This is a genomic window from Hymenobacter sp. CRA2 (assembly GCF_002007105.1).
Lineage (GTDB): Bacteria > Bacteroidota > Bacteroidia > Cytophagales > Hymenobacteraceae > Solirubrum.
Genome location: NZ_MVBC01000008.1, coordinates 268,741 through 281,272, shown reverse-complemented (window position 1 = coordinate 281,272; position 12,532 = coordinate 268,741). Strand labels below are relative to the sequence as shown.

Genomic DNA, 12,532 nt, shown 5'->3' with positions numbered 1-12,532 from the left:
CAGGCCCGTACCCGTGAAGCACTGGAGGCGGCTATCCAAACCGCGGTTGAGTGGATTTCCAGCAAGGATGCCAAAGCCTGGTTCAACCATTGTGGTTATCATGTACATCGTTCATGAATCCGCTATATGTAGACGATTTTAACCTGTTTTTTTCAAGTATGGAACACGCCGAAAAAGCGATTAGAATTCTGCAAGAAATTTTCAGTTCTCTTCATCTAGATATAAATGACGAAAAAACTTTTGTCAATAAGTCTCCTCACTTTTTTGACAATGGATGGTCATCCGTACTTTCAAATTACAAATTTTCATCCGATCAAAAAAAGCAATTATACGACTTAATAAGATATTTTGATATTTCGTATCGATACTCTATTGATTTTCCTCTAGACAGCGTCTTAAAATATGCAATAAAGCGGTTAAACAATGTAAATATAGAATCTGGAAACTGGTCACACTTTGAATCGTTGTTGATGAAAACAGCCATTACTGAGCCGGCGACATTGCATGAATTTTCAGCAATAATGTATAAAAACAAAAGAATAGTCGATAATAAAAAGATAAAGGAAATAATATTTACGTTATTAGAAGAACACATCTACAAGGGCCATTCTTATGAAATAAATTGGGCTTTATGGCTTTCAAAAGTTTTTAACATACAAATACCCGATAAAATAGCAAGTAACTTATTTAATTTAGTCGACGCAAGCAATTTAATAATGGCACTAGACCTCAAAAATCGAGGACTAATATCATCGACAATAATCACAGACAACATAGTAGACCTCATTGACGAGAATGCACTACAAGACGAATATTGGCTTTTAGCTTATGAAGCTGATTATCACGGCTGGCTCACTCTGAAGCACCCTGATTTAATTAACAACCACCCATTCTTCAGCATTTTAAAGAAAAACAATATCTCATTCTACCATTCCTCCAAAGTTTTTTACCATAAACCAGCTTCATCAACACTCGCACACAAAAACACTCGCACAGAGAACCAACAAGCTGAAAACAAAACTCACGGCCAACCAGAAGAAAAAGATTTGTTTTCCTTGCTATCTAATGATTATTAAAACGCAAAAGCGGCTGAAGCTCCCGGAGCTTCAGCCGCTTTTGCGTTTCTACTGCTAGGCAGTAAGAATTACATATGAATCGCCCGGTTCTCGGTGGCGGCCAGGCAGGCTTCTTTCATGGCTTCGGCGTAGGTGGGGTGGGCGTGGCTCATGCGGGCTACGTCCTCGGCGGAGGCGCGGAACTCCATGGCCGTCACGGCTTCGGCGATGAGGTCGGCGATGCGCGGGCCGATCATGTGCACGCCCAGGATTTCGTCGGTTTCCTTGTCGGCCAGCACTTTCACGAAGCCGTCGAGGTCCATGGAGGCGCGGGCGCGGCCCGAGGCGCGGAAGGGGAAGGAGCCGGTTTTGTAGGCCCGGCCGGCTTCCTTGAGCTGCTCTTCGGTGTAGCCCACGCCGGCCACTTCGGGCCAGGTGTACACCACGCCGGGGATGAGCAGGTAATTCACGTGCGGCTTCTGGCCGGCGAGGCGCTCGGCCACGAACACGCCCTCTTCCTCGGCCTTGTGGGCCAGCATGGCGCCCCGAATCACGTCGCCGATGGCGTAGATGCCGGGCACGGAGGTCTGCAGGTGCTCATCGACCTTGATGCGGCCGCGCTCTTCCATCTGCACGCCGGCGGCTTCCAGGTTCAGGCCCTGGGTGTAGGGCACGCGGCCCACGGCCACGAGGCAGTAGTCGCCCTCAAACTTCACTTCCTCGCCCTTGGGGTTGGTAGCGGTTACCGTCACGGTGTCGTCCTCGCGGGTGGCGCCGGTGACTTTATGCGAGAGGAAGAACTCGATGCCGATTTTGCCCAGGATGCGCTTGAGCTCCTTGCCCAGGGCGCGGTCCATGGTGGGGATGAGCGAGTCCATGAACTCCACCACCGACACCTTGGCGCCGAGGCGGGCGTACACCGAAGCCATTTCCAGGCCGATAACGCCGCCGCCAATCACAATCATGTGCTTGGGTACTTCGCGGATGTTCAGGGCCTCGGTGCTGGTGATGATGCGCTCCTTGTCCTGTGCGATGAACGGCAGCACCGTGGGCTTGGAGCCGGTGGCGATGATGACGTTTTTGCTTTCGATCTGCTGGGCCTCGCCCCCGTCGCGTGGGGTGATGCTGATGTGGGTGGCGTCGACAAACGAACCAACGCCTTTGATGACGTCGATTTTGTTTTTCTTCATCAGGAACTGGATGCCATCCGTATTGGCCTTCACCACCCCGTTTTTGCGGTCGATGAGCTGGTTCATGTTGATCTGCAGGTCGCTCAGCTCGATGCCGTGCTCCTTGAAGGTATGACCAGCGTTGTGGAAGTGCTCGGTCGAGTCGAGCAGGGCCTTCGAGGGGATGCAGCCCACGTTCAGGCAGGTGCCGCCGAGCGTGTCGTATTTCTCGATGAGGGCCGTTTTGAAGCCGAGCTGGGCGCAGCGGATGGCCGCCACGTAGCCGCCGGGGCCGGAGCCGATGACGGTAACGTCGTATTGGTTCATGCTGAAAGTCGGGTTGATGAAGCGCTGACGGGCAAAGGTAAGGCAGAATGCCCAGCGCCGCAGGAGAAAACCCGCAAGGGCCGGGAAAGGTTAGCGGACGGCCGTTGTGAGGCCCGTTTTAGCGGCGGCCGTTGTTTACGCTGTCATCCTGAGCAGAACGCGAGGGGCCTTACCACGCGTGACCGACCATCGTTGTTACGACTTGTTCTCACGGGGTAAGGTCCTTCTCGTTCCGCTCAGGATGACGGACGACTTTCAGGATGTTTCTGGACGGTTACTGCCCGGCCCCGAGTGCCTTGCTGTGCCGAATTCCACAACAGCACTGGCACCGGTAGGCTCCGCCCCTACTCCACCAGCACGCCGATGTAGTAGTTGAAGGTGTCGACTTCCAGATTGTCCTTGGCCAGACCAGGCACATCAATAGGCTGGAAAGCGGTAGAGGGCTGCACCAGGCGCCATTCACCGCCCTTGGTGCGCAGGCGCACGGGCATATCGAAGCCGCGCACGTCGGCAATCCAGCGGGCCACGGCCCGGCCCTGCTCGAAGCGCACTTCCAGGGTGGGAATATTCGCGTGGCGCAGGTACTGGTCGAAGATCTTGGTCAGGTCGCGGCCGGCTTGCTGGTTGATGTAGCCCACGATTTGCTCGGTGGTCACCGTCTGGTGGTAGAACTGCTGGTTGAGCCCGCGCAGAATCTGCCGCCACTTTGCGTCGTCGTTAAGCACCGTGCGTACCATGCCCAGCATATTGGCGCCCTTGGGGTACATGTCGCCGGAGCCTTCGCGGTTTACGCCGTACACGCCGATGATGGGCCCATCGTTCTGGATGACGCGCCGCAGGCCGTGCAGGTATTCCAGCCCGGCCGGCTTGCCGAAGTGCGTTTCGATGTACAGGCTTTCCGAGTAGTTGGTAAACGACTCGTGAATCCACATATCGGCAATGTCCTTCGAGGTGATGTTGTTGCCGAACCACTCGTGCCCGCTTTCGTGCACCACGATGAAGTCCCACTTGGTGCCCCAGCCGGTACCCGACAGGTCGCGGCCGAGGTAGCCGTTCTGGTACTTGTTGCCGTAGGCCACGGCGCTCTGGTGCTCCATGCCCAGGTGCGGCGTCTCCACCAGCTTGTAGCCGTCCTTATAGAAGGGGTAAGGCCCAAACCACGCCTCCATGGACTTAAGCATGGGCTTCACGTTGGCGTCGAACTGCTTGCGGGCCTTGTCCCGGTTTTCGGGCAGCACCCAGTAGTCCAGCGTCAGCTTGCCCTTTTCGCCCTGGTAGGTGTCGCCGATGTGCTCGTAGTTGGCCACGTTCAGGGCCACGTCGTAGTTGTTGATGGGGTTCGATACGGCCCAGTCGAAGCGCGTGAGGCCGCCCTTGAGCTGGGTGGTTTTGCGCAGGCGCCCGTTCGAAATGTCCTTCAGGCCCTTGGGCACCGTCACGCTGATCATCATCGAATCGGGCTCGTCGGACTGGTGGTCCTTGGTGGGCCACCAGATGCTGGCGCCCACGCCCTGGCAGGCCGTGGCTACCCAGGGCTGGCCCGGCCCGTGCTCGGTGAACACGAAGCCGCCGTCCCAGGGCGCGCGCTGCGCCACGGTGGGCTGGCCGGAGTAGTACACGGTGAATTCGTCGCGCGTGCCCTGGCGGATGGGCTGCGGAAAGGTCACGAACACCGCGTTGGCCTCGCGGGTGAAGGGCAGCTCCTTGCCGCGGTACACCACGCGCTCCACTTTCAGGTTGGCAAACAGATCGAACTGCAGCCGGCTGAAATCCTGCGTGGCCGTGAAGCGGAACAGATTCGAGCCGCTGATGGCGCGCTGCGGAATGTCCAGCTTGACGTCGAGGTGGTAGTAGTTGACGTCGTAGCAGCTGCGCAGGGGCGTAAGCGTGCCGCGCAGGGAGTCGGCGCGGGTGAAGGCCGGCTTGGCTTGTAGTAACTGGGCAGCGCCAAGGCGTGGCAACACCAACAGAGCAAGGCCCAGCGCGGCGCGGCGCGGCGAAACGAAGCAGAAGGAAAGCATATGCTGAAATACACTAGTGGGCCCGCGCAGGCTGCGTGACGGGCCGTGACCACGCCAATCTATTCCCGTCAGCCCCTAGCGGATGCACCGAATAAGCTGGTTTTTGGCGTCGGTAACAAACACGGTGGCGCCCGAAGCTTCTACGGCTATGCCGAGCGGTACCTCAAACCTCGCGTCCGGGCCAGCGCCGTCCTGGTAGCCCCACCCATGCACGCGGCCCGCCAGCGTGCTGACTTCGCCCGCAGGCGAAATGCGGCGCACCGTGGCATTGGCACAATCGGTGACGTACACGACGCCCTGCGCGTCCACCGACACGCCATTTGGCCAATCGAAGCGGGCGGCGGAGGCCGGCCCGTCGGCGCTGCCCGATCGGCCTGGCTGTCCGGCCAAGGTGGTTACCGTACCGGCAGGCAAAACTTTGCGCACGGTGTGGTTGCCGTTGTCTGCTACGTAGAGCGTCCCCGTGGCGTCCAGCGCCAAGCCGGCCGGATGAAAAAACCGTGCTGCGGAGCCGCTGCCGTCGGTTGAGCCCTTTTGCCCCGCGGCACCAGCCAGAGTACCCACCTCACCGGCCGCCGAAATCCGGCGCAGGGTGTGGTTCTCCGTATCACTCACATACACGGTGCCATCGGACCCCACGGCAATGCCATGAGGAGTGTAAAATGCAGCAGTGCGGCCAGCGCCGTCGGCACCGCCTTTACGACCGACTTGCCCGGCCAGGGTAGTCACCTCCCCTGCCGGGGTCACCTTCCGAATGGTATGGTTATCCGCGTCGGTGATGTACAGCATGCCATCGGCTGCTACCGCTATGCCCACCGGGTGATTAAAACGCGCAGCGCCGCCCTGTCCGTCGTTGCTGCCCTTGGCGCCGGCGGCGCCGGCTAGCGTGGTTACCACTCCGGCAGGCGTTACGCGACGAATCGTGTGGTTGTCTGTATCGGCTACGTACAGCGTTCCGTCGGCGGCCAAAGCTATGCCCATCGGCCTTTGGAAACGCCCCAGCGCCCCAGCTCCATCCGAACTGCCGCTTTGGCGGGCCGTTCCGGCCAGCGTCGTCACCGCCGCCGGGCGCCGGGCATCAAGTGACGCGCCGGGCGCCAGAGCTTGCCCCCTGCTTAGAGCCGGCAACAGCCACAACGTGAGCAGCGAACGAATGAAAAGCTTCTTCATTATCGGGCTATAATTTATTAGCGCCCTTTCAGCCAATGGTACTTCCGCAGGGCAGAAAATTTCAACCGAAAGTGGATTTCGCGGCTTAGTAAACTTGTTTATCACCAGTCTAGTAAAACTGTTTACTACCGATTAACGCTTTTCAGCGCACTTTGGCGCGCGTCAGCAGCCGGGCGAAAATACCCGGCGCGAAGCGCTTCAGCAGCACGCCCATAGTCTCTTTCCCGCCGATGTAAGCTTCGTTGTCGCCGCGGGCCATGACGGGCAGCGCCCGGCGCGCAAACTCTTCGGGGGCCAGTCCTTTTTCCGTGGCCTCGTCCATGGTGCCGAGGGCGCGGCCGTCGCCGGTAAGCGCATTCACCGACACGCCCGTGCGGATAAAGCCTGGGCAGATGATGGTAATGCCCACGCCCGAGCCGCTCAGCTCGGCCCGCAACGAATCGAAAAAGCCGTGCAGCGCGTGCTTGCTGGCCGCGTAGGCCGAGCGGTAGGGCGTGCCGAATTTGCCCACAAGCGAGCTGATGGTGACTACGCGGCCTTGGCGCTGCTGGAGCAGTTGCGGCAGCACGGCTTTGGTCAGGGCCACGGTGCCGAAGTAGTTCACCTCCATCAGGCGGCGGTCCACGTCGAGCGTGGTTTCCAGCGCCAGGCTGCGCTGGCTCACGCCGCCGTTGTTTACCAGCACGTCGAGGCGGCCGTAGCGGGCCAGCACCTGCTGCACCTTGGCGGGCAGGGCGGCGCTGTCGGCCAGGTCCAGAGGCAGCACCAGCGTTTCGGCCGGGGCGCAGGCGGCGGCCACGCGGCGCAGCTCGGCCTCGTTGCGGGCCGACAACACAAGACGGGCCCCTGAGCGGGCAAAGGCTTGGGCCAGCGCTTCGCCGATGCCGGCCGAGGCCCCTGTAATCCAGACAACTTGCTGCGAAAATTTCATTGGCGGCAAGGTAGGAAGCGCAGCCGGCGAAAAAAGTGTTTTCTGCATAGCCGAGCGGCGACGTGGTGCCGTTTTTGGTAGTCGAAACCCGCTGCTCCGCGCCATGTACATCCGTTCCACCGTCGCCACCGAGCAAGAGTCGCTGCAGGAATTCGTGCAGTTTCAGCGCCTCGCCGACCGCAGCACGGTCATTGATTCGCTCTGTAAGTTCTGCGTCTGGCCCACGTACACGAACCGGTTGTCGCTGAAATGCACCTTCGCCGGCCGCGAAACCTACTACCTGCACCACCGCCCCGTACACGTGGAGCACAACCAGTTGCTCATTGTCAATGCCGGGCAGCCCTACGCCAGCGCCATCCGCTCCGCCGACTGGGTGCATTCCTTCGCCATCTACTTCGATCCACGGCTGGTGGCCGATGTGGCGCACGCGCACCGCGCCTCCGACGAAGCCCTGCTAACCAACCCCTGGGCCAGCCCCGACGCCGACGTGTGGTTTTTCGAGCAGCTGCACATGGCCACGCCAGCCTTACGAAACCGGCTGCTGCAGCTGCAACGCGAACTGGCCTGCCGGCCCGTCCCGGAGCTAGAGCTCGATTCGCGCCTGCACGGCATCCTGGCCGAACTCCTGGGCCTGCACCAGCGCCGCGTGGCGCGCAGCGCCGACCAGCTCTCGGCCGTGAAGCGCGCCACCCGCCTGGAAATCTGCCGGCGCTTGTACCTGGCCAGGGAGTACATCGAGGCGCAGCCCGCCGAAGCGCTGACGCTCGACGGCATTGCGCAGGCCAGTATGCTCTCCAAAAACCACTTGCTGCGGCATTTTCGGCAGTTGTTTGCCTGCTCGCCGCACCAGTACGCCACGGGCATCCGGCTGGCGCGGGCCCGCACCCTGCTCATCCACTCCGGGCTGACGGTGCAGGAAATCAGCGCGCAGGCCGGGTTTGAGTCGCCCAGTTCCTTCGGGCGCGTGTTCAAAGCTGCGCAGCAGCTCACGCCCCAGCAGTACCGACGCCGCCACGCGGCGTAGGCGCCAGCCCACCATTTCCGACCTTTGCAGCTTCCCGGCGCGCCGCTGTGCGCGCTGGCCGTTTCCCTGTTGATTATGCCTACCATTGTTTCTGCTCCTGTTAGCACCCGTCCGGCCCCGCTGCTCATCGGCGCGGCGCTGCTGGCCATTTACCTGATCTGGGGCTCCACGTACCTGGCCACCAAGACGGCCTTGTCGGCCTGGCCGCCGCTGCTGCTCTCGGGCATGCGCTTTCTGGTGGCCGGCAGCGTGCAGTACGCCGCCGTGCGCCTGAGCGGCAGCCCTGCCCCCACCCGCCAGGATTGGCTGCGGGCCGCGGCCGTGGGTGCCTGCCTGCTGCTGTGCGGCAACGGCGGCACCACATTCTCGCAGCAGTACATTCCCTCGGGCCTTACGGCGCTGCTGGTAGCCTCGGTGCCCATGTTTCTGGCCGTGCTGGGCTGGTGGAGCGGCGTCTCGCCCCGGCCCAACGCGCCGGTAGCCGCCGGGCTGGCGCTGGGTATGGGCGGGCTGTACCTGCTCACGCGCGTTCATTCGGCCGCGCCGGTGCTCATTCCGGGGCACCCGGCGCTAGGCATGGCCATCGTGCTGAGCGCCTCGTTTGTGTGGTCCATCGGCTCATTGCTCTCCAGGCAAAAGCCCGTGGGCGGGTCGCCCTTCCTTGGCGTGGGCATGCAGATGCTGTGCGGGGGCGCCTTTCTATTGACGGCGGGCCTGCTGCGCGGCGAGGCGACGCAGTTTCACCTCAGCGGCATCGGCTGGCAGCCCTGGGTGGCCTTCGGCTATGTGGTCGTATTCGGTTCCTGGATAGCGTTTTCGGCCTATATCTGGCTGCTGCGCACGGTGGAGCCCGCCCTGGCCGGCACTTACGCCTTCGTCAATCCGGTGGTGGCCGTGCTGCTGGGGCAGGCCGTGGGCGGTGAGCCGCTCAACGCGCAAATGGGCAGCGGCGCCGTGCTCATCGTGCTGGCCGTGATGCTGGTGGTGCTGGGCGGACGTCGGGCTGCCGCCCCCGCACCGGCCGCGGAGCCGGTTCTGGCCGAAACGGAGTAGCCGGCGCTTACGTGCAAGCTCGGCCGTAGCTCAACCCTGATTCCGCCCCGCTCATCCGTTTTTTGCTAGGCTTCGCCAGTTTCCGCCGGGCAGTGGCAGCTCCGGCCCCTTGATTTGCGGCAACTTCCCCTTCTGTTGCCGTTCGCATGAAAGCCCTGTTTGCCCTTTGTCTGGTTGCTGCGCCCGTCGCGCTGTGCCACGCCCAATCGGCGGGGCGCGTCACGGGCAGGCTGCTGGACGAGCGGGGCAAGCCGCTGCCCTTTGCCACGGTGCTGCTGCAGCAGGCGCAGGATTCGGCCTGGGTGAAGGTGGAGCTGAGCCAGCCCGACGGGAGCTTTGGCTTTGCGGGCATCGGCCCGGGCCGCTACCGCATCGTGGTGAGCATGATGGGCTACCGCACGTACCGCTCCATGCCCTTCGCCCTCACGCCGGCCCAGCCCGCCGCCACGCTGCCCGAGGTGCAGCTGGCCGCGGCTACTCAGCAGTTGCGCGGCGTGGAAGTGGTAGCTCAGAAGCCGCTGCTGGAAATGCAGGCCGGAAAAATGGTGGTGAACGTGGCGGGCAGCCCGGCCGCCGCCGGCGCCTCGGCCCTGGAAGTGCTGCAGAAAGTGCCGGGCCTCCTGGTGCTGAACGACCGCCTCAGCCTGGCTGGCCGCGAGGGCGTCATTGTGCTCATCGACGGCCGCACCACCCAGTACACCGACGTGGTGAGCGTGCTGAAGGATTACCCGAGCAGCTCCATTGAGAAAATGGAAGTGATGACCCAGCCCGGCGCCGCCTACGACGCGGCCGGCTCGGCGGGCATTATCAACATCATCCTGAAAAAGGACGCCGCCCTGGGCACCAACGGCTCGGCCACGCTGACGGCCGCCTACGGCCGCTTCGGTAAGGGCGCCGCGACCCTGGACCTGAACCACCGCCGCAAGGCGCTGAACGTGTTCGGCAACTACGGCTACACTTACCGCAAAACCTATGAGCAGCTGAACACCGACCGCGCCGCTTCGGAGGCCGGCCAATCGGTGAGCTACGCCCAGCGGAGCTACCAGCCCCGCACCTCACACGTGCACACGGCCCGCCTGGGGGCTGATTACCGCCTCTCCCCGCGCCAAACCCTGGGCGTGCTCGTCAACGGCTACGCCGTGGGTACCGCCGTGGCGGCCGAAAACCAGATTGAGGTGGACCGCGCCGGCGAGCTGACGCGTACCACCACGCGCAACCGCATCGACCGGCGCACCACCAGCTACGCCGGCAACCTGAACTACAAGCTTGCCCTGGATACGCTGGGCCGTGAGCTGGTGGCCGACGCGGACTACTCACGCTACCACTCCGGCAGCACCAGCCGCCTCACCAATGCCCTGGCCGACGACGACCGGACCACCCAGCAGCTGCGCTTCGAGCAGCCCACCGACATCGAGCTGCGCTCGGCCAAGGCCGACTACCGCCACCCGCTCGGCCGCACGGCCAAGCTGGCGGCCGGCGCCAAGGCCAGCCGCGTAGCCATCGACAGCCGCCTGGACTTTGCCCGCCTTACGTCCGCCGGCTGGCAGCCCGAGCCCGCCCGCTCCGACCACTTCCGCTATCAGGAGCGCATTTCAGCCGCTTACCTGAGCCTCGACCAGCAGTGGACCGGCGTGCAGCTGCAGGCCGGCCTGCGCGCCGAGCACACGCACTCGGTAGCTACCTCGGTGGCCCTGGCCAAAACGGTGCGCCGCGACTACCTGCAGCTGTTCCCCAGCCTGTCGGTGGACAAGGCCCTGACCAAGCAGCTTGGGGTGAACCTGGCGTACGGCCGCCGCATCGACCGACCCAGCTACCAGGACCTGAACCCGAGCATCGTGTACCTCGACCCATACTCGCAGCAGAAGGGCAACCCTTTCCTCAAGCCGCAGTTTACCAACAGCTACAAGGCCGCGCTGACCTACGAGAAGCAGCCAGTGCTCCAGTTCTCGTACACGCGCACGGCCAACGCCATCAACCTGGCCACCGGGCAGCAGGACAGCGTGCTGTACTCGACCACCGCCAACTTCGGCCGCCTCGACAACTACAGCGCCACGCTGAATTTTCCGCTGAACCTGGGCCAGCGCATCAGCGGCTTTGGCGGCACCAACGTGTTCTACAACGAGTACCGCAGCCAGTACCTTGGCGGCGAGTACCGCAACGCCCGGCTCTCGGCCATGTTTTACCTGCAGAGCAAGGTGCGCCTGCCCCAGCGCGTGAACCTGGAAGTGACGGGCTTTTACCACACGGCGGGCGTCAACGGGCTGGTAAACTTCCGGCCCTTTGGCATGCTGGGCCTGGGCCTGCAGAAGTCGTTCTGGCACGAGCTGGCCCAGCTGCGCGTTTCGGCCTCCGACGTGCTCTTTACCGGCAAGCAGCGCGGCACGGTGCGCTACCAGGACATGGACGTCCGCTTCTTTACCCAAAACGAGTCGCAGCAGGTGCGCGTGAGCTTCAGCTACCGCTTCGGCAATCAGCAGCTGCTAGCCGCTCGCAAGCGCAACACCGGCCTGGAGGAAGAACGCGGCCGGGTAAAGGCCGATAAAGAGTAACTTACCCGATGCCTGACCGTGCGCGCCCGCCCATGAAGACCTTTCTCACGCATCCGCTCCGCTCCGATCTGCAGGTCACAGCCGCCTACTGGCTGGTGGCCTTGCTGGTCATTTTCCCCAGCTACGTGGTGGAGTACGACTGGCTGCGCGCCATCGGGGCCATGGCCTACAACATCGTGCTCGATACCATGGCGGTGTACTTTATTGTATTCGGCTTTTTGCCCCTGGTAATGGAGCCGCGCACCCGGTTGGTGTCGCTGCCACTGATTCCGGTGTTTCTGCTGCTGAGCGGCGTGCTCTACAAGGTGGGCTACGGGCTGATTCTGGGCACGCCCATTTTCTGGACGCCTGCCTTGTTCATCAGCAGCATCATCCGGCACGGGCAGAGCTACGGCATGCTGGGCGTGATGCTCGTCGGCAAGGGCTACTTCGATATGCAACGGCGCCTGCTACTGGCCCACAAAGCCCAGACCGAGAGCGAGCTGAAGTCACTGAAAGCCCAGATCGACCCGCACTTTCTCTTCAACAACCTCAACATTCTGTACGCCCTCATTCAGCAGGACAAGCAGATTGCCAGCCACTACCTGAGTTGCTTTTCGGCCCTGTACCGCTACCTCATCCGCCACAAGGACGACGACTTCGTGTCCCTGGCCGAGGAGCTGAAGTTCGTCGACGAGTACATCTACCTGCTGCACCACCGCTTCGGCGAGGCCTACTCCTTTCATAAGGTGATGCTGACCGAGGCCAACCTGGATGGCCGCTTCGTGGTGCCGGCCACCCTGCAGATCCTGGTAGAAAACGCCATCAAGCACAACCGCGGCGACGAGGACAGTCCGCTGGCCATCGTCATCAGCGTGGGCGAAGACACGGTGTCGGTGAGCAACAAGATCCGGCCCAAGCTCACGCCGGTAGAATCGACCGGCACGGGGCTGCTGAACCTACAGGAGCGCTACAAGATTCTCTCCAACAAGGAAATGCAGGTGTACCGCGACGGTTTTTTTGAAGTCCTCGTGCCCGTCATCAAGGAATGGAACTAGGCCGGCCCTACCCGGCTCCGAAAGCAGGCCGAACCCCTGCGGGGGCGGGCGCAAGCCCGGCATCTCTGCCGACAGTAGTCGGAAACGTCAGTGAGTGAGAAAACCTCGGACGAACCCGGCAGAGATGTTTCGGCCCCGCTTTCGGAAGCGGCCGGCCCGCCGGTGCCTCGCCGCTACTCCTTAGCTTCGCCTTGCC

At 62.1% G+C, this 12,532-nt stretch carries 9 protein-coding genes; 5 read left to right on the top strand and 4 right to left on the bottom strand.

Annotated features, from left to right (window positions below):
* Positions 1–158: 158 nt before the first annotated feature.
* On the top strand, positions 159–1,076 hold the full coding sequence (locus B0919_RS24795; protein WP_139362142.1) for a hypothetical protein: 918 nt from the start codon (positions 159–161) through the stop codon (positions 1,074–1,076).
* A gap of 68 nt (positions 1,077–1,144) precedes the next feature.
* On the opposite strand, the gene lpdA is transcribed toward B0919_RS24795, so the two are convergent.
* The 4 genes from lpdA to B0919_RS14595 form a co-directional block, all read right to left on the bottom strand.
* The gene (gene lpdA, locus B0919_RS14610; protein ID WP_078013014.1) at positions 1,145–2,551 is read right to left on the bottom strand and encodes a dihydrolipoyl dehydrogenase; all 1,407 of its coding nucleotides are present in this window, start codon (positions 2,549–2,551) and stop codon (positions 1,145–1,147) included.
* A gap of 344 nt (positions 2,552–2,895) precedes the next feature.
* On the bottom strand, positions 2,896–4,572 hold the full coding sequence (locus B0919_RS14605; RefSeq protein WP_078013013.1) for a M1 family metallopeptidase: 1,677 nt from the start codon (positions 4,570–4,572) through the stop codon (positions 2,896–2,898).
* A 75-nt stretch (positions 4,573–4,647) separates the two neighbouring features.
* Positions 4,648–5,553 carry an NHL repeat-containing protein gene (locus tag B0919_RS25510; protein WP_217701034.1) on the bottom strand — a complete coding sequence of 302 codons (906 nt, stop codon included), beginning with the start codon at positions 5,551–5,553 and terminating at the stop codon, positions 4,648–4,650.
* Positions 5,554–5,884: 331 nt separating this feature from the next.
* Positions 5,885–6,673, bottom strand: a complete 789-nt coding sequence (locus tag B0919_RS14595) for an SDR family oxidoreductase (protein WP_078013011.1) — start codon at positions 6,671–6,673, stop codon at positions 5,885–5,887.
* A gap of 103 nt (positions 6,674–6,776) precedes the next feature.
* Here B0919_RS14595 and B0919_RS14590 point away from each other — a divergent pair, with 103 nt between their 5' ends.
* The 4 genes from B0919_RS14590 to B0919_RS14575 all read left to right on the top strand — a co-directional run bounded on the left by B0919_RS14590 (position 6,777) and on the right by B0919_RS14575 (position 12,336).
* On the top strand, positions 6,777–7,697 hold the full coding sequence (locus tag B0919_RS14590; protein ID WP_139362140.1) for an AraC family transcriptional regulator: 921 nt from the start codon (positions 6,777–6,779) through the stop codon (positions 7,695–7,697).
* A 75-nt stretch (positions 7,698–7,772) separates the two neighbouring features.
* The gene (locus B0919_RS14585) at positions 7,773–8,750 is read left to right on the top strand and encodes an EamA family transporter (protein WP_139362139.1); all 978 of its coding nucleotides are present in this window, start codon (positions 7,773–7,775) and stop codon (positions 8,748–8,750) included.
* A 146-nt stretch (positions 8,751–8,896) separates the two neighbouring features.
* Positions 8,897–11,299, top strand: coding sequence for a TonB dependent receptor (locus B0919_RS14580; RefSeq protein ID WP_078013009.1), 2,403 nt, complete (start codon positions 8,897–8,899; stop codon positions 11,297–11,299).
* Between the two features lie 32 nt (positions 11,300–11,331).
* Positions 11,332–12,336 carry a sensor histidine kinase gene (locus tag B0919_RS14575; protein ID WP_176133057.1) on the top strand — a complete coding sequence of 335 codons (1,005 nt, stop codon included), beginning with the start codon at positions 11,332–11,334 and terminating at the stop codon, positions 12,334–12,336.
* Positions 12,337–12,532 lie beyond the last annotated feature (196 nt).